This is a genomic window from Myxococcus sp. RHSTA-1-4 (assembly GCF_020037125.1).
Classification (GTDB): Bacteria; Myxococcota; Myxococcia; order Myxococcales; family Myxococcaceae; genus Myxococcus.
The window spans coordinates 38286-61681 of record NZ_JAIQDG010000019.1; the positions used below are offsets into that span (position 1 = coordinate 38286).

Here is a 23396-nt window from a genome sequence, read left to right on the forward strand (position 1 = left end):
CCGCGGACGCGGAAAGCAGAACGGTCATCAACAGCGTGGAGATGTGCTTCATCGGTGAGAGCCCCCTCATGGGCGAATGGACCCGGCGGTCCGGATGTGCACGCCCCCCTTTGCAACCCGCATGCACAACGGCTCACCCGAGGAGCACGAAGCACGCGCGGTGCCCCTTCCACGTCACCCTGTCATCCGAGCCGGGTGGCCATGTGACAGCCTGACACCGGGCACCAGGACACGCGCGGGAGCGAAGCCCGGGGCCTCACAGCGTCAGCACGGCGGCCTCCCGGCGGAGCTGGAGCACGCGCACGTCGGGGTCCACCACCCACCGCTCGGGCGGGAAGTCCGCGCGCACCGTCACCTCCGCCTTCTCCCCCGCCCCGAGCACCACCCGCGTCCTCGCCTCCCGGTAGTCCGGTGACTGCGTGGCAGGCCCCTTCGCGGCCTCCTCCTCCGTCCGCTCCGGGAAGCGCTCGCCCTTCACCGCCGCCACCTCCACCGGCATGCGCCCGCTGCCCGCGTTCTCCACCATCACCGTGGCCACCCACTGCCCGCCCTCCTGCTTCACGCTCGCGCCGGACAGGCGGTACTCCGGCACGTGCACCTCGTGGAACCACTGCCGCACGAAGGCGTCGTAGGCCGCAGCGTCCGGAGCGAAGGGCCGCAGCGCCGCGGTGAAGTCCTGCGGCACCGGGTGGTCGGCGTCGTTCATGTACCGGCGCAGGAAGGCCTGGAGGCCCGCGTGCATCGCCTCGCGGCCCATCAGGTCCTCCAGCATCCAGAACACCCAGCCGCCCTTGTCGTAGAGGACGGTGTTGTCCCCCTCGCGCGTGTTGTCCAGCTTCACCAGCGGCTGCTCCGCGTCCACGCGCCGGTTCTTCGCGTAGCGCTCCTCCAGCCGCTTCGCGATTTCCATCCGCACCGCCGGCCCCTCGAGCTGCTCAATCAGCTTCAGCGCCGAGTAGTGCGACGTGCCCTCCGACAGCACCTCGCCGCCGGGCCCCTCGCCGGGGATGAGCAGGTTGCCCCACCACTGGTGCGCCGCCTCGTGCGCGGTAATCAGCAGCACCGCGTTGGCCTTCGGCGTGCTCTTCGTCAGGAAGCCGATGCTCTCCGAGAAGGTGATGTTGGTGGCGAAGCCCTGCGCGTACGTGTCCAGGCCGGGGAACTCGGACAGCTTCAATTCCTTCCACGGGTAGGGGTGGAACCACTCCGAGTAGTACCGGCGCGCCGCTTCCAGCCCGCGCTGCATCTGCGCCACGTTGTAGCCGTGCGCGGGGTGGTGGAAGACGGCCGTTCCGGCACCGCGCCGCACCGCCCAGCGTCCCGCGACGATGTTGAACATGCTCACCGGGTGGTCGCTCTTCCACACGCTCTCGCGGCGGCCGTCCTTCACCTCGTCACGCTCCAGCACGCCCACCGAGTTGAGCGTGTACTCCGCCGGGCCCGTCACCCGGATGCGCGTGGTGAAGGGAGTCCCCGTGCCCCATGCGGGCTCCGTCGGCCCCTCGTAGTAGTGGTCCGAGTACACGCGCGGCTCGTACTTGTTCTCCTTCTCGTCGATGCCGATGTCCTCCCGGTAGCCAATCACCGGCGCGAAGGAGGGATTGAAGGACGTCAGCACCACGCCAGACGGGAGGATGAACTCCTCCACCTCGCCGCCGTCCTTCGTGGCGCCGCGAGGGAAGCGGCCGTGGAAGTCGAAGCCCACGCGCACCACCGCGCCCGGCGGCAGGGGCGTCTTGAAGACATACAACCTGGAGCGGTCCTCCGGCGCGGCCTCCTTCCCGTCCACCGTCCAGCGCACGTCCTCCCAGTGGTCCCCGCCGGTGAGGGCGAAGGACTCCAGCGGCTTCTCGTGCCGGTTCACCAGCGTGTACGTGCCGCGCGTGCGGAACGCCCCGCCCTCGGGTTCCAGGTCCACGTCCAGGTCCACGTCCTGAATCGCGGGCCGCGGCGCGTCCTTCCACGTGGCCAGGTTCTTCTGCCAGTACTCCTTGGCGCGCTTCTTCGCCGCGTCGCCCTGCCAGCCCTGCCCCACCTGCACCGCCGCGCCGATGAGCGCCACCGCCGGCACCACCGCCCACGGCGACAGCCTCCACGCGCCGCGCAGCAGCCCACCCGGCTTCAGCCGCTCCAGCGTGCTCACCGAGTCCGCCGCCCGCCGCCCATCCAGCCGCACCGCGAGCGCGGCGAAGAAGGCCGCCAGCCCCAGCGCGCCCAGCCGGTTGAGCACGAGCGCCGTCCTGTCCAGCTCGAAGGCCCCCAGGTCCGACCACCGCACCGAGCCCCACAGCGGCCAGTTCGTCGCCCAGCTCAGCTCGCCGCGCACCGCCGCGAAGCCGGTGAGGCACAGCGCCGCCAGCGCCAGTCCGTACGCGCCGAAGCGCCCACCGGCCACCGCGCGCGCCGCCAGCACGAAGCACGTCCACAGGATGAACGTCGGCACCAGCAGCAGGCCCCAGACGGCGAGGAAGGGCCCCAGCGCCACCGGCACCTGCCCCTGCGCGAGCTGCACCAGCGTCCCCGCCAGCCCCGCCGCCACGAGCATGGCCACGCCCACGACGCTGTTGGCGAGCGCCTTGCCCAGCAGCACCGACAGCGTGCGCACCGGCGTGGCGTCATGGATGGGCGCGAAGCCGGCGGCGCGCTCCCGCTCCAGCGACTCCACCGTGTAGAACATCAGCAGCAGGCACACCAACACGGACGCCTGCCCCATGACGCGCACCGCGAAGTGGCCCGGGGAGACGAGCATCGGCGTGTCGAACGGGCCCAGCAGGTTGAGCGACTGCACCACCATCTGCAGGAGGATGATGGGCACGAAGAGGTAGAGCCCCGGCTGCGACAGCAGGCCCCGCAGCTCCACGCGCGCCACGTGCCCCAGGCCGGACAGCAGCCCCGGTGCGCGCACGCCCATGTTCAGCGAGGCCAGGGGCACCTCATCTCGCACCACGCCCAGCGGCGTAGCGGGCGGCGCGTCCGCCAGCGTCTTCCCCTTCGCGGCCCGCACCGGCGCGCCCCGCAGCCCCCGCGCCACGTGGCGCACGCTCCACGCCACGCCGCCCAGGCCCAACGCGATGAAGCCCAGCCGGCTGAGGACGAAGAGCGCGTCCAGCCGCACGCGGCCCGTGTTGTAGAACTCCACGCCCCGGTCCACCTTCACCCAGGTCTCGCTCAGCCAGCGGAAGCCCGACGGGTCCACCGCCATGAGGAACCGGTTCACCCGCGCGTCCAGCCATCCGGGCGACCATTCCCAGAGGAAGAAGGCGCAGATGAACAGCATCACCACCGGCAGGAAGTAGACGAGCACCGGCCTCCGCGTCAGCTCGCCCACCGCGAACGCGGCGCCCGCGGTGAACACCAGCAGCGGCACGCCGAAGAAGAGCGCCGGGCGCAGGTAGTTGAGCAGCGACAGCGGGCCCCGGTACTCCGCGTTCTCCCCGGCGGGCACCCCGTGGTGGAAGAACACCAGGAAGAGCACCAGCGCCCCCAGCGCCAGCGCGTAGGTGCCCAGCACCGCGAGGAACTTGCCCCACACGTACTCGCGCGGCGTCAGCGGCGTGGTGTGGAGGATGGGGCCGATGCGCGCCTCGTCGTCCGCGATGACGCCCATGCCGGCGCCCACGGAGATGAAGAAGGTGTAGAGGAGGAAGGTGAGGAAGATGAGTGTCTGGGAGACGGCGAACTCGCTCGTCACCCACGCCTTCTGCCCGCCCACCTGGCTGGCCCCGGACTCGATGGTGACGTTGCCGGACGACAGGCCCCACACCACCAGGAAGGTGATGACCAGCAGGATGACGAAGAGCGGGCGGCGCACCTGGTGCGCCATCTCCGCGCGCACCACCGTGCCCAGCCGTTGCGCGTTCATCGCGCCACCTCACGGACCGGTGCCACGGCCTCGGCGGGCTCGCGCGTGTCCTTCATCAGCAGGAGGTAGGCGTCCTCCAGCGTGGGCGTCACGCGCTCGAAGCCCGGGGGCACGGCGCCGCCCGGCTCGTGAATACGCACGCGGTTGCGGCCCTCGAAGAGCACGGCCTGGGTGACGCGGCGGGTGCGCTGCAGCTCGGACAGCTCGGCGGCGGACGCGGTGCCCTCGAAGATGGTGCCCTGGATGGCGGCCTTCGCCTCGGTGGGGGACGTAATCGCCACCACGCGGCCCTGGCGGATGACGGCGAAGCGCGGGCACAGCATGGCCACGTCCTCGACGATGTGCGTGGACAGCAGCACCGTGCGCTCGTGGGCCACCTCCGCCAGCAGCCGGTAGAAGCGCAGCCGCTCCTCCGGGTCCAGGCCCGCGGTGGGCTCGTCCACGATGATGAGCTTCGGGTTGCCCGCCAGCGCCTGGGCAATGCCGAGCCGCTGCCGCATGCCACCCGAGTACTCCTTCACCTTCCGCTTCGCCGCGAAGGTGAGGTTGACGCGCTCCAGCAGCTCCGCGCACAGCTTCTTCAAGCCCTGCGGCGCGGTGACGCCCTTGAGTTCCAGCAGGTACAGCAGCATGGCCTCGCCCGTGAGGTACGGGTAGAAGCCGAACTCCTGCGGCAGGTAGCCCAGGTGCGGCCGCAGCGCCTCCGGATGGCGGACGATGTCCACCCCGTCCAGCGTCACCTCTCCGGAGGTGGGCTCCAGCAGGCCCGAGAGAATCTTCATCAGCGTGGACTTGCCGGCGCCGTTCGGGCCCAGCAGCCCGAACATCCCGCGCGGCACGTCCAGGTCCACGCCCCGGAGTGCGGAGACGGGGCCCGGGTAGACCTTCACCAGATTGCGGAGGGAGAGCATGGCCCATGTACGCCTGGGACCATGCGGTCATTTCCATTTCCGCGCGCCACGGAACAGCCCGGCACGGTGCGGGGCGCGCCCCGGCTGTCAAACCCGGGTTCCAGACTCCGGGGGACATGGGCAGGGCCCAGGCCCGAGGGCGCTCAACAGCGCCTCGAGCTACGGGGCATCCTCAGGGCGATTCGCTGGACTCGAGGTGGGAGGGCGCGCGGGAGGAACGGAGGGCACATAGCATCCGCCCTCGTGGATGTAGCCCTCCTCCCCGCAGGTCTTCAGGTCCACGTTCAGCTTGATCCAACAGCCTCCATTGATGGGCACCTGCTCCTTGAGGGGACAGCGGCCGTTGGCATCCGGCCGCCGCTGGCCCGGGAGAGGCCTGGGAGGCAGGTCCACGGCGATGGTGGACCACGCAGAGGGGGCGCGGGTGAGAGGCACCGGGGCCGTCAGCACCGAGTCTCCGACGGCGACTGTGCCGCCATCCCTGCCCTCCTCGGGCGCTGAAGCCTGCACCGTCTCCGCCTCCTCTCCAGGATTCGCGCTCAGCATCCACCCAGCTCCCAGCGCGAGCGCGCCTCCGAGGCTGGCCGCCGTGAGCCAGGACCGCCTGGAGCGACTGGGAGGGTGACGCGGGACGTGCCGGGGAGCGGCCCGGGCCTCCACGGGCCGAGACACCTCCCGGACGAAGAGGGGCACATCCGCTTCCGGCCCCGCCTCGCGCACGGCGTGCTCCAGCGCCGCGGCCAGCTCGCGCGCACTTCCGCGTGCCTCGGGGCTCGCGGAGAGCATCCGGGTCGTCAGCGCACTCAACTCCTCGCAGCAGCGGGCGTTGACCGCTCGCACGGACGGAGGCGTGGCTCCCTCCATGGACACGGCATCGGGCGCCGGATTCGAAGGGAAGGGGTACTCCCCGGTCACCAGTCGGTAGGCGGTGACACCCAGCGCGAAGACGTCATCCGCCGGCCCGGGGGCGTAGGGCACGATGGGCTCGCGCATGGGCAGCTGCACGGACCGCCACGCCTCCGGCGAACGGTAGGGCGGCGTCCCGGGCGGAAACGGCGGCTGCGTGAGCGTGGCGGCTCCAATGTAGTGCCCGGAGCTGAAGTCGGTGAGGAAGACCCGGCCGTCCGCCTCTCTGACGAGCGTGTTGTCGCCCTTCACGTCGCGGTGGACGCCGCCCGCTGAATGTGTCGCCTCCAGGGCCCGCGCGAGGCTGGCGAGGGCGTGGAGCACCTGCCGCGAGGTGGGCACGCGCTCCAGCGCCCAGTCATACAGCGACGCGCCGTCAGCCAGCTCCATCGCGAGGTACGGGTACTGTTGCCAGACGCCATGGTCCACGAGGCGTGGGACGTTGGGATGACGGAGGCGGGAGAGCAGCTCCACCTCCCGCGCGAAGCGCTCGTTGCGAGGGTGCAGGGCCAGCTTGAGGGCCACGAAGCCGCGGGGTACCTCCGCGCCGATGGCCCGGTAGACGGCCCCGTGGGCCCCCAACCCGCGCCGCTCCAGCACGCGCCAGGACCCCACCCTCGTCCCCGAGGGAAGGCGCGCCGGATTCAATGGGCCATACTGCATGAGTGCCTCGCAAGGAGATGCGCGGTTCGCACCGCTCGCCAGGAGGCTACTCCCGGAGTAGGCGCGTGTCAGCGCAATCCCCCAGGTCAACGAGCTCCGTCGCGACGTACTCCCGCCGCGAAGGGTCGCGACATGCGCGGTCACGCACAGAGCCAACGTCCCCAACGTGCCACCAACGCAGTGCGAGCCGTGCCGCCGTGACCGGGGGCCATGGTGTCATCTCCTGTCCAGAAGCCACTGAACGGCCTTGCAGCCCGAGCCCTGGTGCGCGCAGCCTCCCCGCCCCCACCCCCGCATGGAGCGGGCCCACCCCCAGGAGCAGCCATGCCCAAGGCGATTCCCGACGGCTATCACTCCCTCACGCCGTACCTCGCGCTGAACGACGCCACGAAGGCCATCGAGTTCTACAAGGCCGCGCTCGGCGCCACCGAGTTGTTCCGGATGCCAATGCCGAACGGAAAGGTCGGACACGCGGAACTGCAGATTGGCAACTCGCGGCTCATGGTGTCGGACGAGTTCCCCGAGATGGGCAGCAAGAGCACGAAGCAGTACGGCGGCTCACCGGTGGGGCTCTGCCTCTACACGGAGAACGTGGACGCGCTCGCCGAGCGCTTCGTGAAGGCCGGCGGCAAGGTGGTGCGACCACTGGAGAACCAGTTCTACGGCGACCGCTCCGGCCAGTTCGAGGACCCCGAGGGCTTCCGGTGGACGCTCGCGCAGCACATCGAGGACGTGTCGCCCGAGGAGATGCAGCGCCGCATGGCGAAGATGGGCGGATAGCGCCGTCCTGCTGAATTCAAACGCTCGCTCCTTGATACCCACGATGCGAGGAGCGAGCGCTCGAAGCGTCCGAGGCTGGCATCTTCCCGCGGGTCGCTGGATTGCTGAACGGGAACGAGTTGTGGCGCACCATTTCTACGACATTGGCATTGCAGATGTCCCTCAGTGGTGTCTGGGACTGCCCGTCCCAGCATCGGGTGGCGAGTTGGATGACCCGTGGATGTTTGGCGACGGTAGGCTGCTGCCAGATCCAGGACCGCTCAAGACCCGGCCACTCCACGGCGGCCCCCAGCGCTCCTTCTCGGTGGCCAACTCCGGGAGAGCGCCCATCGCAGATGAGTTGGTCGCGCGTGCCTTCCGTGAACTCGCGCCCAACGACGTCCAGGTGTTCCCTGTAGACGTCGAAGGGGCGGCGAAGCCGCTCTACATCATCAACGCAACAAAGTGCTTCAAGTGCGTTGATGAAGCGAACTCCAGAGAGGTCCAGCTCTATCCTCCAAACGGCGCTGCACCTGAACGGGCGGGCGAATACCGCTCCATCTCCGGGCTGCGGATAGACACCTCGAAAATCGAAAACGCGCGTGTCTTCCGGATTCAGGGCTATCGGTCAGCCTTCATCGTGTCCGAGGAAATCAAGAACGCGCTTGAGGGAATCGGGAACCTTGGAGTGCATTTCGAGCGTGTGACAGGGCATCGTGGAGGACACGCTGACCAGCGAGCCTGAATGGCGAGAATTCAGCGCTGGCACGCCCATCCGTCACAGTCTCTGAACGAATACTCCGGCCACTTCCACCTCAGCCGCCATGCACGAGACGCAGCGCGCTGCGCGAGGAGGGCACGGCCGAGGCCATCACCGCCGGCACCGGCCATTCGCCGCGCGGGCGGCCTTCCGCGATGAAGTCCACCGCGGGCGCCACCACCTCCGGCGAGTACAGGATGCGGTAGTGGCCCAGCCCCTCCGTGCGCGTCAGCGTCGCGCCCGGCCACGCCTGGGCCACCGCCTCGCCCGCCGCCAGCGGCACCTCACGGTCCCCCACGTCGTGGAAGATGCGCAGCGGCACGCGCAGCAGGCCCACGAAGTTCGGCAGCGCCAAATCCCTCATCCGCATGTCGAACCGCGTCTCGATGCGCGCCTGGATTCGCCGCTGGACGCCGTCGGACAGGCCCATCGCCTTCCCGAAGGCCCAGATACCTCCGCGCGGGTCCGAGGGCGGTGACAGGAACACCGCGCGCTCCGCCTTCAGCCCGTCCCGCATCGCCACCGCCGTGGCCGACGCGCCGAGCGAGTGCGCCACCACCGCGAACGGCCCGCCCGTCGCGCGCCCCACCTCCGCCACCAACTCCGCCATCTCCGGCAGCGAGCTGCGGCGTCCGGACGACACCCCGTGCCCCGGCGCGTCGTACGCCACCACGGAGAAGCCCGCCTCCACCAGCGGTGCCACGAAGGCCGTGAGCTGCCCGCCGTAGCCGCTCCACCCGTGCACCAGCAGCACCCGGGGGCCCTCGCCCCAGCTCCACACCGCCACCTGCTCGCCCGCCAGCTTCAGCATCCGCTGCTGCCCCTTCGCCAGCACCGCCTCCGCCGTGCGCGAGCGCCGCGTCCGCCGGGGCGTCAGGAACAGCCGCTCCCCCCACGACGCCGCCAGCCCCGGCGCCACCACCCCCAGGCTCCGCGCCGTCGCCCGCACTCCCCACAGCGCCATCTTCGTCCGAACGTTCGTGCTATTTTCTGCCATGACGAGGGCCTCCTCGAAGGACTCCAGAATGAAGAATCAGTGGGCGGGGGCCCGGGCGGCGGCGAGCAGCGCCTCGAAGGCGCGCCGGGCGCGCGTCTCCGCCTGGGGGTCTCTCATCAGCCGCTTCGCGTGGTGGAAGCCCAGCATCACCGCGTACTCGTCGTGGGCGAACTGCTCCACGTCCACGTCCTCGCGGAAGTGCCCTTCCGCCACGGCGATGCGCGCGGCCTGCGCCAGCACGTCCAGCCAGTCCCGCTGCGTCTGCACCAGCTTGTCCCGCGCGGGCCCGGGTGAGTCATCCAACTCCACCGACGCCGCCACGAAGATGCAGCCGCCCTCGAGGAGCTGGTCCTTGTCCCACGCCAGCCAGCCCTCGAAGAGGGCGCGCACCCGGGGCTCGCCGCGGGGCTTCGTCAGCGCCGGGCGGATGACGCGCTCGGTGAAGAGCGCGGTGGCGGTCTCCAGCACCTGCACCTGGAGGACCGCCTTGGACTTGAAGTGCGCGAAGAGGCCGCTCTTGGAGAGGTTCAGCTCCTCCGCCAGCCCGCCGATGCTCAGACCCTCCAGGCCCACCCGGCTCGCCAGCCGGACGGCCCGTTCGAGAATGGTCTGGTGCGTGAGCTCGCCCTTCCGCATGGAGGAGATATAAAACGGTCGTGCTTTTTCCGCAACCGGGGCTCAGCCCTCGGTGTTGCGGAGGAAGTCCGCCACGTTGGCGAAGCGCTCATCGAGGAAGCGGCGCAGCCCGCCGGTGATGCCTCGCGCGTCCATGGCCTTGCGCATGCAGCGCAGCCAGGCGTCACGCATGGCCGTGTCCACCGGCACGTGCGCGTGGCGCATGCGCAGGCGGGGGTGGCCGTGGCGCTCCATATAATGTTGCGGGCCCCCCAGCCAGCCGATGAGGAACAGGCCGAAGCGCTCGCGGATGCCGGCGTTCACCCGGCCGTGCTCGTCCAGCTCGTGCAGCTTCGCCAGCGCCGGCTCGTCGGCGTCCATGGCGTCATAGAAGGCGTAGGCCAGCGCGCGCACCTGCTCCTCACCGCCCAGGCGGTGGTACGGCAGGTCGTCCATGGAGGGGACCCAGTCATCCGAGGTGGGCATCTTCAGTTCAACGGACATGACTTCCTTCAACGGCAGGAGTGACTTCGTCCATCCTGACCGGCTCTCGAGCCCCGGGCACCTGGGAATCGCGCCGGGGAAGTAGCCAGGGTGGCAGGCGGTACGCGCCTTCACCGTGAACCTGCCGCGCCCCATGCCCCCGGCGGACCAGGGCGGCACGGGCCAGGCGACAGGGTAGGCACAGCACCTCCCTGGGTCACAATCCATCCCTTGATGCTGGATTTTTGCACCCATAGGCTCAAGCCGCTTGAAGCCCCGCCTGCGAGAGTTCTCTCTTGAACTCAGGGCGGGTGCGAGGAGAGCCGCTTGAATCTCACATCGCAGTATTTTCCGACCTCCGCCCGGCGGCTGCTGGCGGCGGTCCTCCTGTTGGGTGCCGCCGGCTGTGGTGACGGCACCGACCCCACCTCGATGAAGGCGGTGAACATCGGCTTCCCACCGGTGGGCCGGACCCTTGGCGCGCTCGCCGTGACGGATGACGGCCACGCCTACGTGAACCTGCAGTCCTCCATGGGCCTGTGGAAGCTCCAGGGCTCGCTCGAGGAGGACACCCAGGTCTGGGTGCAGCGTAGCGACGTCGCCGGCAACATCATGGACCTGCCCCGCACCGTCCCGGGCCTCGGCATCATCGCCTCCGTGAGCGAGAACGGGACGAACGGGTACATCGAGCGGTACCGCGTCCTCACCGAGGACGGCTTCACGCCCGTCCCCACGCTCGCCGACGGCGGCCGGGTGATGCCGGTGCTGAAGACGCCTGGCGGCGCGATGCTCGGCATGGCGGGCTCGGCCAGCGGCTTCCGGCCGCTGCAGCGGCTCGCCCCGGGAGCCTCGGTGTGGGAGGAGATTCCCAACACCCCGCCGAGCGCCGGCACTACCTCCGCGCCCGTGAGCGCCGTGCTCCACCCCAACGGGAAGGTCTACGCCACCAACGGCTCGCGCATCTTCGAGCTGCCTGCGGACCTGTCGAGCGCGACGAAGATTTTCGACTGTGACACGCGCGAGCTGGGGAGCTGCAACGCCTCCTCCAACGTCATCGGCGGCCTCCGCATCGACGGCGAAGGCCACATGACGCTCGCGGTGATGAACGACGAGCCGGAGCTGTACACGTTCAAGCCCGGCGACGCGCGGCTCACGAAGCGCGCCATCGTCCGCTCGCCCGTCAACGACCAGAGCTACTTCGGCAGGCCCTTCGCGATGGTCGTCGACAAGGACAACAACGCGTACGTCGCGATGCGCACGGAGCAGATTGGCGGCGAGGGCCACGTGCTCGCCCACCGCGCGGGCGACAAGCAGACCGAGTGGGTCACCGTCGTCACGGGCCTGCCGCGCGTGCTCAACATGGTCATGGACGGCAAGGACGGCATCTGGTTGTGGGACCACAGCGACTCGCACACGGGCCTGTGGAAGCTGGTGGACGAGGACCTGGAGTGCCCCAAATGCGTCGCGCGATGAGCTCTATCGGAAACGTGGGCCGGCTGCTGCTCGTGGCGCTGCTCGCCGCGTGCGGGGACGAGGCGACCCGCATCGACCTGGAGGCCATGGAAGAGGTCGCGTCGTTCAAGACGTCGAGCTCGCCCACCGGCGCCGCCTTCGACGTCGAGGAGCTCGACGGCGTCGTCTGGGTGCGTGACAGCTACGGCCTCCAGATGTACCGCCTCCACTCCGGCGAGGACGCGGAGCACCTGGGGGCCTTGAGGGTGGAGCCCCAGTCACCGCAGGCGGGCAACCACCTCGCCGTGAAGAAGGGGCTGGTCGCGGTGGGACATGGCGCCCGCGTGGTGCTCTTCGCATACGACTCCGGAGATGCACCCAACCCGCGGCAGATTGCGGCGTTCAGCTCGGGCGGCACCGGCGTCGGACAGCTCACCTTCGACGGCAACTGGCTGTATTACGCCGGCCTCGAGGCGGGCGTGCGGCGCGTGGACGTGTCGACGCCGTCGGAGCCGGGCGCACCGGAAATCATCTCCCCGGCGTACGCGAAGTCCATCCACCTGGAGGGCGGCCGGCTGTACGCGGGCGGCTCCGACGGGCTGACCATCGTCTCGCTGGACACGGGCCTGCAGCGGCTCGGCACCGTGAAGGTGCCGATGATGAGCGACCTGGCGCTGTACGACGGCCGCTGGCTGTACGGCTCGGTGGGCGACGTGGGCGACACCGCCATCATCGACGTGAAGGACCCCGCGGCGCCGCGAGTGGCCAAGGCCGGCTTCGGGTCAGGCACCAACTCCGCCGGCATGCTGCTGAACGGAGACCAGCTCATCGTCCCGTCCGGCAGCACCGGACAGCTCAAGGACTACGACCTCGGCAACCCGGAGGCGCCGGACGTCCATCGGCTGGTGACGCCGATAGAGCGCTACTCCCGGTTCGTCACCCACGACCTGGCGCTGGCCGGAGACTACCTGCTGCTCGCGCACGACCAGGGCTTCTTCGTCTTCCGCCGCCACGACTGAGCCGGCCGGGCGTCCGCGCACACTCCGCGCGGGCGTCCGGTGGTTTCGCGCCCTACGCCGCCCAGCGCTTCGGGCGGCGCTTGAGGGTGGTGAGCCCCAGCCTGTCGCAGAGCGCCTCGTAGAGACCCTGGGGCACGCCCGCCCACTCCAGGTCCGCCAGGGACGCCGTGCCCGGCAGCGGCGCATCCGTCACCAGCGTGGCGAGCCGGCGGTACAGGAGCGCGTCCTCGCGGTGCTCGCGCAGCGTGGCGGCCAGCTTCTCCGCGCCGCGCGGGCGCACCTTCCACTCCGACGCGTCCGCCGGAATGGCCTCCAGGTGGCCGTAGGCGCCCAGCAGCGCGGACGCGCCCTTCTCACCGAAGCCCGGCAGCCCGGGGATGCCGTCCGCGTCGTCGCCCATCAGCGCCAGCAGGTCCGGCACGCTCGCGGGGGACACGCCCAGCTTCGCGCGCACGCCGTCCTCGTCGATTTCCTTCTCCTGCCGCCGGTCCACCTGCACCACCTTCTTGCCGCGCACGCACTGGCCCAGGTCCTTGTCCGGCGTGAGCAGCCGCACCTGCTCCACCTCGCCCGCCCAGCGCGCCGCGGCCGTGGCCAGCGCGTCGTCCGCCTCCTGCTCCTTCATGGACCACACCCTCACGCCCAGCGCGCGCACCGCCTCCTCCGCGAGGTCGAACTGCGCGTGCAGCTCCGGCGGCACGCCCTCGTCGCTCTTGTAGCCGGCGAACAGCGCGTTGCGGAACGAGCGGATGGGGTTGTCGAACGCCACCGCCACGTGCGTCACGCCCTCCGCCGCGTCGTGCAGCAGCGCGAGCAGCGAGGACATCAACCCCACCGTGGCCTTCACGTCCTTCCCGTCCGGCGCCGTGTGGCCGGGCCGGGGCGAGAAGTGGGCGCGATACAGCTCATAGGTACCGTCCACCAGGTGCAAGCGCATGCCGCTCCCTCTACCCTTCCCGGTGCGCCCCGGCCAGTCCGGTGGTGCGCGGTGACAAGGGACTTCATCCTCTGGGGCGACAGCGTACACGGCCGCCCGCCCCCTCTTCAGGCGACCCTATCTCCTGCGGATTGCCGGCCTGCGGGGAAGGGCTCACCTCTGGCTGTGGGCGCGGCGTCCCGCGCCCGGTGTCCCGACGGCTGGAGGTGAACCGTGCGCCCGAAGCTGCTTGCCGCCCTGCTGTGCCTGACCGTGGTCGGGTGCGCCGGACAGCGTGTTGTTCCCGTTCCCAATGAGCGCCGCGTGGAGGCGGAGGCCTCGCTGAAGGCCGCGGAAGGAGCCGGCGCGGACCGGATTCCCGAGGCCGCCCGGCACCTGGAGTACGCCCGGCAGCAGGTCTCCGACGCGGAGCGCCTGCTGGTGGAGGGCGAGGAAGAGGCCGCGGAGCTGCGCTTCATGCAGGCCGCGGCGGACGCGGACCTGGCGCACGCGCTGGCCCGCTCCATTCCCATCCAGCGGCAGGCGGACCGAGCCACCCAGCAGGCGGAGTCCCTCCGCCGCGGTCTCCAGTAGCCGCCAGCCCGAGAGGAGAGCGTCATGGTGCGTTGGAAGCATGGATGGAAGGCCCTCGCCGGGGCCACGGCGTTGGTGGCGGTGGGATGTGCGAGCGGACCGCCGCCGAAGGAGCTGACCGCGGCACGCGCGGCGTACCAGGAGCTGTCCACCAGCCCCGAGGGGCAGGCGCGCCCGGAGGACGTCGCGGACGCCCGCGACGCGCTGCTGGAAGCCGAGCGGGAGTATGACCGCAGCAAGGACTCGCCTCGCGCGCGCTCGCTGGCGTACGTGGCGCTCCGGAAGGCGGAGACCGCGGATGCGCGCGGCACGGCGGACCTCTCGGCGCGCCGCTTCGCGGAGGCGCAGGCGGCGATGAAGGAAGCGCAGGCACGCCAGCGCGAGCGCGTGGAGGCGGAGCTGGAGGCGGCGCGGCAGCAGCTCGCCCAGGCCGAGCGTGAGCGGCAGGAGGCGCTCGCGCAGCAGCAGCGGGCCTCGCAGCTCGCGCAGACGCAGCAGCAGGAGGCGGAGCGGCTGCGGGCGGATGCCCAGCGGCGCCAGCAGGAGGCGGAGCGGCTGAGGGTCCAGGCCCAGCAGCGGCAGGCGGAGGCGCAGCGGCTGGCCGCGGAGACGGCGCGGCGGCAGGAGGAGGAGCAGCGCCGCATGCAGGCCGAGGCCGAGGCGCAGCGGCTGGCGCAGCAGAACGTGGAGCTGCAGCAGCAGGCCGCGCAGCTCGAGCAGGAGCGCCAGGCGCGCGTGCAGGCGGAGCAGCAGGCCGAGCAGGAGCGCCAGGCGCGGCTGGAGGCGGAGCGCAAGGCCACCGAGGCGCTGACGCGGCTGGATGAGACGGCGAAGGACCTGAAGGTGCGGGAGGAGGCGCGCGGCCTGGTGGTGACGCTGTCCGGCAGCGTGCTCTTCGCCTCGGACGCGGTGGACCTGCTCCCGGCGGCGCGGGACAGGCTGACCCAGGTCGCGGACGTGCTGAAGCAGACGCAGAGCCCGTTACTCATCGAGGGGCACACGGACTCGCAGGGGCCGGACGACTACAACGAGGAGCTGTCCTACCGCCGCGCCGAGCGCGTGCGTGAGTTCCTCGTCTCGCAAGGCGTGCCCGCCGAACGTGTCCGCATCCGGGGCCTGGGCGAGTACCGGCCGGTGGCCACCAACACCTCGCCCGAGGGCCGGGCCAACAACCGGCGCGTGGAAATCATCATCGAGCGCGAGGCGCGGGCCATCGGTGGAAGTGGCGAGCAACCCGCGCCCCAGCAGGGCACGGGCGGCACGGGCACGGAGCAGCAGCCCGCGCCCCAGGGCTCGCAGGAGCCAGCGCCCCAGCAGGGCACGGGCGGCACGGGCACGCAGCAGCCCTCAGAGGGGACCGACGTGCAGGGGCCGGAGAGCGGCAGTCACACCCTGGACGGAGACATCGAAGGCGCCACCCCGCCGCGGCCCGGCGCCCAGCCCGGCCAGAGCGACACGCAGCCGCCTCGCTGAGCGTGGGACTCCCCGGAGCAGGCCCGCCTCGCGAGCACGCCAGGACCCGCGAGCGCCGGCCGGCTCGGGAGTCCGCGGCCCCCACCGCCCCCGAGAAGCGCTAGCCTCGGGGGCGGTTCCGCGCCATGGCCTCCGATACCTCCGCCCTGCTCACCACCGAGCGCCTGCACCTGGCGCTCCTCCCACCGGACGCGGCGTGGCGCGTGCTGGAGTACCACGAAGCCAACCGCGACCACTTCGGCCCGGTGTCCCCGGAGCGGCCCGCCAACTTCTTCTCGGTGACGTACTGGCGCACGCGGCTCGCGCAGGACCGCGAGGACTTCCGGCACGACGTCTCCCTGCGCCTGCTCCTCCTCCCGCGCGAGAGGCCCCTCGGCTCGGCGCCCGTCATCGGCAACCTCTCCCTCACGAACATCCGCCGCGGCCCCCTCCAGTCCGCGGACCTGGGCTACGCCCTGGACCACCGCTACGAGGGCAGGGGCCTCATGACGGAGGCCCTGCGCGCCGTCTGCGACTACGCCTTCGGCGTCATGCGCCTGCACCGCCTCCACGCCAACCACCTGCCGGAGAACCTCAAGAGCGCCGCCGTGCTCAAGCGCCTGGGCTTCACCGTGGAGGGCTACGCGCGCAGCTTCCTCCTCATCGACGGCCGCTGGCGCGACCACGTCCTCACCGCCCGCGTCGCGCCCGATGACACCCCGGAGCCGCGTTAGCGCAGCGGCGTCGTAACCCTCGGCGCGGGCAGGTTCGGCGGAGGCAGGTGCGTGTCGAACCACTCCACCAGCCGCTTCGAGCGGTCCCACTGGTGCTCCAGCTTGCGCAGCCCGTGCCCCTCGTCCGCGTAGATGACGAGCTGGGTCTTCTGCCCCAGCGCCTTGAGCGCCTTGAAGAACTCGTAGCTCTGCGACGCGGGCACCTCCACGTCCCGCTCACCGTGCAGCAGCAGCGTCGGCGTGCGCACCAGCTTCACGAAGTTGATGGGCGAGCTGCGCGAGTACACGTCCGGCTCGTCGTACACGGACGCGCCGAAGTACGGCAGCATCCACGTGTCGATGCGGTTCGTCCCGTAGTAGCTCTGCCAGTTGGAGACGCCCGCGCCCGCCACCGCCGCCCGGAAGCGCTGCGTCTGCGTCACCGCCCACATCGTCATGTAGCCGCCGTAGCTCCACCCGGTGATGCCCAGCCGCGTCGGGTCCACCGGCTCGCTGGCCAGCACCGCGTCCACGCCCGCCATGACGTCCCGCAGGTCGCCGTAGCCGAAGTCGCGCCGGTTGGCCTGCACGAAGTCCGCGCCCTGCCCGAAGCTGCCGCGCGCGTTGGGGAGGAAGACGTAGTAGCCCTGGCTCGTGAGCAGCAGCGCCTGCGGGTGGAAGGCCGGCAGCACTCCCGCCGCCGGCCCGCCGTGAATCGACGTCACCATGGGCGCCCGGGCACTGCCCACCGGCGGCGTGGGCGGCGCCATCAGCCAACCCTGCATCTCCAGCCCGTCGCTCTTCCACGTCACGCTGCGCACCGCTCCCACGGGGAGCTTCACCTCCGCGTTGTGACGGGTGACCGGCTTCCACGCCCCCACCGGCCCCACCCACACGTCCGGCGCGCGCGTGAAGGACTCGCGCAGCACCGCGCTCAGCTCCCCGTCACGTGACAGCGAGGCTCCCACGGAGCCGCCCGCGCTGATGTGCTCGGGGCCCTTCCACAGCATCGTCACCCCGCCCTTCACCGGGTCTACCGCCCCCAGCGCCGACTCCCCTTGCACCTGCGCGCCAAACACCAGCCGCCCCGGCGCCACCCAGTCCAGGCTGGTGGCGGTGGCCTTCATCCCCGGGGTGACGTTGCGCGCCTTGCCGCCCGCCGCCGGCACCACGTGGACGTCACCACCATGGACGCCCTGGTCGCTCATCAGCCCCTCGATGAAGGCGACGTGCTTCCCGTCGGGGCTCCACGTGGGCTCGGCCAGCGCCCACTTCGGCGCGTGGAGCAGCCGCGCGCGGCCCGACTCCACGTCCACCGCGTGCAGCTTCGCCACCCACCAGTTCGCGTCTCCGGGCGGAGGCGCGGCGGTGATGGCCAGCGTCTCGCTGTCCGGGCTCCACGAGAACTCGTAGACGAACAGGTGCTCCGGAGACACGAAGCGGTGCCCGTCACCGTCCGCGTCGACGACGGCCACGCGCCGCACGGGGTGCGACTCCTGCACCACGCCCGTCTCGCGGGACGCGGGCCCCGTGGGGCCCTTGGCGTGCTCGGCACCGTCGCCCTGCATGACGAGCACCGCGACCGAGTCCCCATCCGGCGCCCACCGCGGAGCGGACACCGCCGTGGTGAATGACGTCAGCTTCCGCGCAGGGCCGTTGGACACGACGTCCACCACGTAGAGCTGCGCCGTCCCGCCCAGCCCGGCGTCGGACAGGAACGCCAGCCGCCGCCCATCCGAATCCCATGTCAGCGAGGACTCGTTGCACGCGCTGTGTCCGAGACAGACGGTGACGTGGACCGGCTTCGCGCCGGGCTCGGAGAGGTCCAGCACCTGGATGACGCCCCCTCCGTTCCGCGAGCCCGGCTCCGAGCCGGACTCCACCCAGGCCACGCGCTTGCCGTTCGGAGCCAGGGCCACCTGCCGGAAGCGCACGGTGTCCAGGAGCGCCTCGTAGACGGACTCCAGCGGAGGGCGGACCGCCTTCACCACCGCGCCGCGGAGCGCCACGTCCGCCTGACGCAGCTCGGCGCCGGAAGTGGCCTGCTGTCCGAGGCCGGGCGCTCCCAGCAGCATCGCGCCCAGTCCGAAGATTCGCGTCACCCGACGCATCGAGTCCCCCAGGAGGTAGTGAAGGAAGGGGCCAGCCTACAGGAGTGGACACCGAACACCCACCCCGGATGAGCACCTAGCCGCCGCGCTTCGTCATGTCGAAGAGCGCTCGCGCCTGCGGCCCCAGGAAGCCGTCGAAGTCCACCGAGCGCTGGGCAATCTCGAAGTAGGCATAGGGCCACGCGCGCGCGCCACCGCCCTTCAGCGCCACCGGCAGCGGCGCGGCGTGGGTGGCCGTCTGCCGCAGCGACGTGCCGGGGGCGCCCTCGATGTCCGCCTTCATGGGCACACCCGCCTCGCGCATGCGCCGCTGCCACACCTCCACGTCATCCACGGAGCCGGTGAAGTGGTTCACCTTGCGGCCGAACGCGAGCAGCCACGCGCCGTACTGCGACTCCTTCTCCAGCTCCAGCAGCGCGGCCTCGTCCGGCGGCGCCGGCGGCGCGGAGAACCACGCGGCGAGCGCCTCCACGTCATCCGGCGCGGGCGGGTCCTCGGGCAGCGCGGCGAGCAGCTCGCGGGCGCGCGGGGAGAGCTCCTCCTGCTTCAGCTCGGAGATGAAGACGCGCGGCAGCCCCGCCGGATGGGACATGTAGATGGCGGACAGGTGCGCGTCGGGGAAGGTGTACGCACCCGCGGGCTTCCACCCGAGCCGCTCGAAGGGCCGGGAGAACATCGCGATGCCGCTGCCGGGCCGGGCCAGCGAACGGAGCGCGACGTGGTCGTTGCGGAAGCTGCCCCCGGAGAGCTGGACGAAGGTGCGCGCGTAGGGCACCTCGGCGGCGTAGCGCTCCCAGAGCAGCGCGAGGAGACGGGTGGCATGGGCGGTCGTCATGGCGCGGCAATGTAGCGCCACGCCTGGACGTGCGGCCCGCGCCCGAGAAGCTCCTGATGCCGGAAAAAAGAGCGGCGGCGCGCGGGTCCGGGTCCTTGGAGGGGACTGCTCAACCGGATACGCGCGCCGCCGTGCAGCGCGGAGGCTGCTGGAGACTCGCCTTGGAGTTTCGAGTCTCCACACCCATGGTATGCATTGACTTCCTTCCCGCCACCGCCCTCACCGCCCGAAAGCGAGCGCGGAGATAGGGTGTGCCGGGTAAAAACGCCAGCGCCACGCAAGACTCTTCATCAACAGCGCATTGCGCCATCCTGAAGCAAAGCTAATTGACAGGTTCGTCACGGTAAGATTGCGCCATCAATGTGCGACGGGGAGCCAAAGGCAGCTCCACGGAACGCCTGTGCCCGCCCGTCCCCCCACATGCCTTCGTGCGGCACATCTGCCAGGAGTTGAGAACGCGAGAGCGGAGACGGCCCCACAGGCCCGGCTCCACCCTCTGCCAGCGCGACGCCCCACACCGGGCCCCGCGCGGGTGTGGAAGGAACGCTCGTTCCACGAAATCTTCCCGGGCGTGCGCCGCGCGTCCGGTCAGTGCAGGTGCTCGGGGAGCATGGGCAGGCCGTGGAAGAAGCGGCGCCCGCTCTCGAAGCGGCGGTGGAAGCAGAGGCGGTCCTCCAGGTAGAGCCGGGCCATGTCCTCCTCGCCGTAGGCGCGGAAGAAGGTGGCTCGGGCCTCGTCGCACGCGGCCTCGTACTCCGCGCAGAGGGCCTCCCACTCCTCGGGCGGCGTCTCGTCGTCGTGCCAGGCTCCGTCGCCCAGGCCGTACTCGCGCTCCATCAGGTCCAGCTCGCGCGCGAGCCGCCGCACGCGCGGGTCCTCGCTGATGGCCTCGTCCGCCATGGCGGTGAGGATGTGGGCCACCAGGAAGAAGCCCGCGTCCGGCGGCACCACGCCCTCCTCGCGCGCGGCGCGGAAGGCCACCAGCAGCTGCGCGTCCATGGCGTCGTCGCCCAGCTCCATCAACCGCGCGGCGAGTCCCCGCCACCGCGCCTCCGTCTCGCGGGCCTCCTGGAGGGCCAGCGTCAGCTCCTGGTCTCGCGTCTTCTTCATGACGTGCTCCTGAATGAAAATCCCCTCGAGGCTCCCATCCGGGTCTGACGTTTGAGCGGCGATTCCCAGAACGTCAGAGCTTGCGGCTGCCTGCACCGCCGTTGCCTGGAGGACTCCGGGGGAAGGTCCGCGTGCGGTGGTGGACGCCGCGTTGCCCGGCGGTCCATGCTGCCTTGCACCGTGCCCGTCACCCTGCGTCCCGCCACCGCCTCGGACGAGGCCTTCCTGTTCGCCCTCTACGCCAGCACCCGCGAGGACGAGGTGGCCATGTGGGGCTGGGCCCCGGCACAGCGGGACGCCTTCCTGCGGATGCAGTGGCTGGCGCAGGGACGCGACTGGGCCACCCGTTACGCCGGGGCGGACCATCGCCTGGTGCTGGTGGAGGGGCAGCCCGCGGGGAGGCTGCTGGTGGCGCGCGGTGAACGGGAGTGGCGCCTCGTGGACATCGCCCTGCTGCCGGCGAGCCGGGGCTCGGGCGTGGGAACGCGCCTGCTGCGAGAGCTGCAAGGCGAGGCGGCGAAGGCGCGCGTGCCGCTGAAGCTGCGCGTGCTGAAGGGCAGCCCCGCGCACCGGCTGTACACGCGGCTGGGCTTCCAGCCGGACACGGCGGCGCCCGCCGGTGAGGGCGACCTGTACCTGGCCCTGGAGTGGCTGCCCACGCCGCGCGGGGGCTGAGGCTCCCCGGGCCAGGGCTTCGAGAGAACGCGGCATGCGCCTGGAACACGAACGGCCCGCGAGCTGATTGCCCGCGGGCCGCCGTGTGTCACTTCAGGCCATCCGGCTCACGTCACATGAACAGGTTCTCCGGGGTGGGCGTCACCGTCTGGAAGCTGTAGCCGGCCGAGCCCGCCTGCGGCGCCTGGGGCGTCGTGAGGTTGCCCGAGCCACCATCGCCTCCGTTGCCGCCGCACGCGCCGCCGCCACCGCCGGAGGTGATGGCCGAGCTGGCCCCTGTGGGATTCGCCGTAACGCCCGCGGCCCCGCCGCTCACGTCGATGGTGCCGCTCACCGTGGGCGAGGCGGACGAGAGCAGGTGGATGAAGCCGCCACCACCGCCACCACCACCGCCCTTGCCCGCGCCACCACCGTTGTTGCCGTCACCGCCACGGCCGCCGATGGCGCGGAGGGCGCCCCCCACGTTGATGGCCGTCTTGCCCACGATGACGAGGGCACCACCCGCGCCACCGCCCGAGCCCGGGGTGTTGGCCAACGTGCCGCCGTTGTCGCCGATGGCGTTGATGGCCCCCCCCGGCTGTACCCGGAAGGTGCCCGCCGCGAGGATGACCAGCGAGCCGCCGCCCGCGCCGCCGCTGACGCCAGCCTGCTTGGCGCCCGCGCCGCCACCCAGGGCGCCAGGCCGCACGAGCTGCGCGGCCTGGAGCGGTGCCAGCCCGCGCCCGGCCTGGGGCTCACTCGCCGGAGCCCGGGCCACTCCCGATTCCGGAGAACCAACGCCGGTATCCTCGGCGCTCGGGGCCACGAGGATCGTGCCCGTGCTGCTGACGGTGAAGTCCCCCGTGGCCCGAATGACGGTGCCGCTCGGGACGACGAGGGTGCTGTTGATGGTGACGGTGGTGAACTGCAGGTGCTGCCGGCCCGCCAGGGAGCTGTACCCCGCGACGGTGGTGAGGTCCGTCGGCGAGTTCACGGTGAGCGGGCCGGCCGAGCCATCACCGTAGACACCCGTCGAGCCCGCGGGCCCCTGCGGCCCCTGCGGACCCGTGGCGCCCTGCGGACCCGTGGCGCCCTGCTGACCCTGGATGCCCTGCGGACCCTGGATGCCCTGAGGGCCCTGCGCGCCGTTGCACACGTAGCGCGTCAGCGCGGCGTTCACCTCGCCTGCGTCCAGCGTGCCGTTGCTGTTGGCGTCCGTGCCGAACTGGAGCCGCACGCCGCCCGTGGCGCAGTTGGCGCCAGCGGCCTCGGCGGCCGTCGCCGACAGCGAGTTGAGCCCCGCCGGACCCGCCGGGCCCTGCTCACCGCGCAGGCCCTGGGGACCCTGGATGCCCTGGATGCCCTGAGGCCCCTGCGCGCCGTTGCAGACGTAGCGGGTCAGCGCGGCGTCCACTTCGGCCGCGTCCAGCGTGCCGTTGCGGTTGGCGTCGATGCCCGCCTCCAGCCTCACGCCGCCGGTGGCGCAGTTCGCCCCTGCCGCTTCGGCGCTGGTGCGCACCAGCGCGCTCAGGCCGACGAGGCCCTGCGGACCGGTGGGCCCCTGCGGGCCCTCGGGGCCGCGCTCCCCCTGGGGGCCCTGCGGGCCGGTGGCACCCTGCGGACCGGTGGCGCCCTGCTGGCCCTGCGGCCCCACCTCGCCCTGGGGCCCCTGCGGGCCCGTGTCACCCCGGGGACCGGTGAGGCCGATGGGCCCCTGGATGCCCTGCTCCCCCTGAATGCCCTGCAGACCGCGCTCGCCTTGCGGACCCGCCGGGCCCTGCTCGCCGCGAAGCCCCTGCGGACCGGTCTCACCGATGGGACCCGCGGGGCCCTGCACGCCCTGCGCGCCGTTGCAGACGTAGCGGGTCAGGTCCGCGTCCACCTCGTCGTTCTCCAGTTCGCCGTTGCGGTTGGCGTCGACGCCCGCCTCGAACAGCACGCCGCCGGTGGCGCAATTGGCGCCCGCCGGCTCCGCGGTGGTGCGCACCAGCGCGCTCAGGCCCGTCTCGCCCTGCGGGCCACCCGCGGGGCCTGCTGGGCCTTGTGGCCCCTGCGGACCCGCCGGGCCCGCCTCTCCCGTGTCACCCTTCGGACCCGCGAGGCCCTGCTCGCCCTGAGGACCCGCGGGGCCGGCCACGCCCTGCTCCCCCTGGGGACCCGAGGGGCCCGCGGGGCCCGCCGGGCCCTGTGGCCCCTGCTTGCTCAGTTCATCACAGCCGGACAGCACCAACATCGCCGTCAGCGGGAGCGCCTTCCAGAACCTCGCATGCGCGGGGCGTCGCCAATTCACAAGAGCAGCCATCTGCGGGTCTCCTCGTCGGGGAACTCAGTGCCGGGAGGCCCAGAGCAAGCCTCGCGCCAGAGAGTGTCTGGATGAGGGGAGGGGCAGCCATGCACGCCCTTCGGCAGTGAGGCGGGCGCTATCGTCGCTTGAGTTACTGCTGCGACCCCAGCCCCTCCGGCGTCCCGGAGGCACGCAGTCGCGTCACTTCCAGACGCACTGTTTCCGAGAAATCACCGCGCACCTCCATGCGTCACGGGGGAACGCATCCGCGTCTCAGCCGAACGCGCCGGCGCGGTGCAC

Annotated in this window: 19 protein-coding genes; 8 read left to right on the top strand and 11 right to left on the bottom strand. The window is 71.6% G+C overall.

The window, feature by feature from the left end:
* Positions 1-256: 256 nt before the first annotated feature.
* From K8638_RS24865 to K8638_RS24875, 3 genes are all read right to left on the bottom strand, one after another.
* On the bottom strand, positions 257-3862 hold the full coding sequence (locus tag K8638_RS24865; RefSeq protein ID WP_223757102.1) for a M1 family aminopeptidase: 3606 nt from the start codon (positions 3860-3862) through the stop codon (positions 257-259).
* The gene (locus K8638_RS24870; RefSeq protein WP_223757103.1) at positions 3859-4773 is read right to left on the bottom strand and encodes an ABC transporter ATP-binding protein; all 915 of its coding nucleotides are present in this window, start codon (positions 4771-4773) and stop codon (positions 3859-3861) included. Before K8638_RS24870 ends, K8638_RS24865 begins: the two co-directional genes overlap by 4 nt.
* 159 nt (positions 4774-4932) lie before the next feature.
* A complete protein-coding gene (locus tag K8638_RS24875; RefSeq protein WP_223757104.1) occupies positions 4933-6294 on the bottom strand; it encodes a serine/threonine-protein kinase in 1362 nt (453 codons plus the stop codon).
* Between the two features lie 372 nt (positions 6295-6666).
* Here K8638_RS24875 and K8638_RS24880 point away from each other — a divergent pair, with 372 nt between their 5' ends.
* Both K8638_RS24880 and K8638_RS24885 read left to right on the top strand, forming a co-directional pair.
* Positions 6667-7122: a VOC family protein gene (locus tag K8638_RS24880; RefSeq protein ID WP_223757105.1), complete on the top strand. Its 456-nt coding sequence runs from the start codon at positions 6667-6669 to the stop codon at positions 7120-7122.
* Between the two features lie 220 nt (positions 7123-7342).
* Positions 7343-7846, top strand: coding sequence for an imm11 family protein (locus K8638_RS24885; RefSeq protein WP_223757106.1), 504 nt, complete (start codon positions 7343-7345; stop codon positions 7844-7846).
* Between the two features lie 70 nt (positions 7847-7916).
* On the opposite strand, the gene K8638_RS24890 is transcribed toward K8638_RS24885, so the two are convergent.
* The 3 genes from K8638_RS24890 to K8638_RS24900 are packed head-to-tail and all read right to left on the bottom strand — an operon-like array spanning position 7917 to position 9977.
* Positions 7917-8858: an alpha/beta hydrolase gene (locus K8638_RS24890; protein ID WP_223757107.1), complete on the bottom strand. Its 942-nt coding sequence runs from the start codon at positions 8856-8858 to the stop codon at positions 7917-7919.
* Between the two features lie 36 nt (positions 8859-8894).
* Positions 8895-9494 (bottom strand): TetR/AcrR family transcriptional regulator, encoded by a 600-nt coding sequence (locus K8638_RS24895; protein ID WP_223757108.1) that lies wholly within the window; start codon positions 9492-9494, stop codon positions 8895-8897.
* A 42-nt stretch (positions 9495-9536) separates the two neighbouring features.
* Positions 9537-9977 carry a group II truncated hemoglobin gene (locus K8638_RS24900; RefSeq protein ID WP_223757109.1) on the bottom strand — a complete coding sequence of 147 codons (441 nt, stop codon included), beginning with the start codon at positions 9975-9977 and terminating at the stop codon, positions 9537-9539.
* Positions 9978-10283: 306 nt separating this feature from the next.
* On the opposite strand from K8638_RS24900, the gene K8638_RS24905 reads away from it, so the two are divergent.
* Both K8638_RS24905 and K8638_RS24910 read left to right on the top strand, forming a co-directional pair.
* Entirely contained in the window at positions 10284-11429 is a 1146-nt protein-coding gene (locus tag K8638_RS24905; RefSeq protein WP_223757110.1) for a hypothetical protein, read from the top strand.
* Entirely contained in the window at positions 11426-12427 is a 1002-nt protein-coding gene (locus K8638_RS24910; RefSeq protein ID WP_223757111.1) for a hypothetical protein, read from the top strand. Before K8638_RS24905 ends, K8638_RS24910 begins: the two co-directional genes overlap by 4 nt.
* A gap of 52 nt (positions 12428-12479) precedes the next feature.
* Here K8638_RS24910 and K8638_RS24915 read toward each other — a convergent pair whose 3' ends face one another.
* Positions 12480-13364, bottom strand: a complete 885-nt coding sequence (locus K8638_RS24915) for a 5'-3' exonuclease H3TH domain-containing protein (protein WP_223757112.1) — start codon at positions 13362-13364, stop codon at positions 12480-12482.
* Between the two features lie 213 nt (positions 13365-13577).
* Between K8638_RS24915 and K8638_RS24920 the strand changes: the two genes are divergently transcribed.
* The 3 genes from K8638_RS24920 to K8638_RS24930 all read left to right on the top strand — a co-directional run bounded on the left by K8638_RS24920 (position 13578) and on the right by K8638_RS24930 (position 16123).
* On the top strand, positions 13578-13937 hold the full coding sequence (locus tag K8638_RS24920; RefSeq protein ID WP_223757113.1) for a DUF4398 domain-containing protein: 360 nt from the start codon (positions 13578-13580) through the stop codon (positions 13935-13937).
* A 24-nt stretch (positions 13938-13961) separates the two neighbouring features.
* A complete protein-coding gene (locus K8638_RS24925) occupies positions 13962-15410 on the top strand; it encodes an OmpA family protein (protein ID WP_223757114.1) in 1449 nt (482 codons plus the stop codon).
* 125 nt (positions 15411-15535) lie between these two features.
* Positions 15536-16123, top strand: a complete 588-nt coding sequence (locus K8638_RS24930; protein WP_223757115.1) for a GNAT family N-acetyltransferase — start codon at positions 15536-15538, stop codon at positions 16121-16123.
* Here the strand turns inward: K8638_RS24930 and K8638_RS24935 are convergent.
* From K8638_RS24935 to K8638_RS24945, 3 genes are all read right to left on the bottom strand, one after another.
* Positions 16120-18204, bottom strand: coding sequence for a S9 family peptidase (locus tag K8638_RS24935; RefSeq protein ID WP_223757116.1), 2085 nt, complete (start codon positions 18202-18204; stop codon positions 16120-16122). The genes K8638_RS24930 and K8638_RS24935 overlap by 4 nt on opposite strands.
* 85 nt (positions 18205-18289) lie before the next feature.
* Positions 18290-19048: a DUF1338 domain-containing protein gene (locus K8638_RS24940; RefSeq protein ID WP_223757117.1), complete on the bottom strand. Its 759-nt coding sequence runs from the start codon at positions 19046-19048 to the stop codon at positions 18290-18292.
* Between the two features lie 588 nt (positions 19049-19636).
* Positions 19637-20158 carry a hypothetical protein gene (locus K8638_RS24945; protein ID WP_223757118.1) on the bottom strand — a complete coding sequence of 174 codons (522 nt, stop codon included), beginning with the start codon at positions 20156-20158 and terminating at the stop codon, positions 19637-19639.
* Between the two features lie 165 nt (positions 20159-20323).
* Between K8638_RS24945 and K8638_RS24950 the strand changes: the two genes are divergently transcribed.
* Positions 20324-20833 carry a GNAT family N-acetyltransferase gene (locus K8638_RS24950; RefSeq protein ID WP_223757119.1) on the top strand — a complete coding sequence of 170 codons (510 nt, stop codon included), beginning with the start codon at positions 20324-20326 and terminating at the stop codon, positions 20831-20833.
* A gap of 112 nt (positions 20834-20945) precedes the next feature.
* On the opposite strand, the gene K8638_RS44945 is transcribed toward K8638_RS24950, so the two are convergent.
* Positions 20946-23102, bottom strand: a complete 2157-nt coding sequence (locus K8638_RS44945) for a collagen-like protein (RefSeq protein ID WP_370644109.1) — start codon at positions 23100-23102, stop codon at positions 20946-20948.
* Positions 23103-23396 lie beyond the last annotated feature (294 nt).

Coding starts and splice junctions, on each gene's coding strand:
- K8638_RS24945 (WP_223757118.1), bottom strand. CDS start 20,158: ATGAAGAAGACGCGAGACCAGGAGCTGACGCTGGCCCTCCAGGAGGCC.
- K8638_RS24930 (WP_223757115.1), top strand. CDS start 15,536: ATGGCCTCCGATACCTCCGCCCTGCTCACCACCGAGCGCCTGCACCTG.
- K8638_RS24940 (WP_223757117.1), bottom strand. CDS start 19,048: ATGACGACCGCCCATGCCACCCGTCTCCTCGCGCTGCTCTGGGAGCGC.
- K8638_RS24900 (WP_223757109.1), bottom strand. CDS start 9,977: ATGTCCGTTGAACTGAAGATGCCCACCTCGGATGACTGGGTCCCCTCC.
- K8638_RS24925 (WP_223757114.1), top strand. CDS start 13,962: ATGGTGCGTTGGAAGCATGGATGGAAGGCCCTCGCCGGGGCCACGGCG.
- K8638_RS24915 (WP_223757112.1), bottom strand. CDS start 13,364: ATGCGCTTGCACCTGGTGGACGGTACCTATGAGCTGTATCGCGCCCAC.
- K8638_RS24865 (WP_223757102.1), bottom strand. CDS start 3,862: ATGAACGCGCAACGGCTGGGCACGGTGGTGCGCGCGGAGATGGCGCAC.
- K8638_RS24880 (WP_223757105.1), top strand. CDS start 6,667: ATGCCCAAGGCGATTCCCGACGGCTATCACTCCCTCACGCCGTACCTC.
- K8638_RS24950 (WP_223757119.1), top strand. CDS start 20,324: ATGCTGCCTTGCACCGTGCCCGTCACCCTGCGTCCCGCCACCGCCTCG.
- K8638_RS24890 (WP_223757107.1), bottom strand. CDS start 8,858: ATGGCAGAAAATAGCACGAACGTTCGGACGAAGATGGCGCTGTGGGGA.
- K8638_RS24885 (WP_223757106.1), top strand. CDS start 7,343: ATGTTTGGCGACGGTAGGCTGCTGCCAGATCCAGGACCGCTCAAGACC.
- K8638_RS24895 (WP_223757108.1), bottom strand. CDS start 9,494: ATGCGGAAGGGCGAGCTCACGCACCAGACCATTCTCGAACGGGCCGTC.
- K8638_RS24910 (WP_223757111.1), top strand. CDS start 11,426: ATGAGCTCTATCGGAAACGTGGGCCGGCTGCTGCTCGTGGCGCTGCTC.
- K8638_RS24870 (WP_223757103.1), bottom strand. CDS start 4,773: ATGCTCTCCCTCCGCAATCTGGTGAAGGTCTACCCGGGCCCCGTCTCC.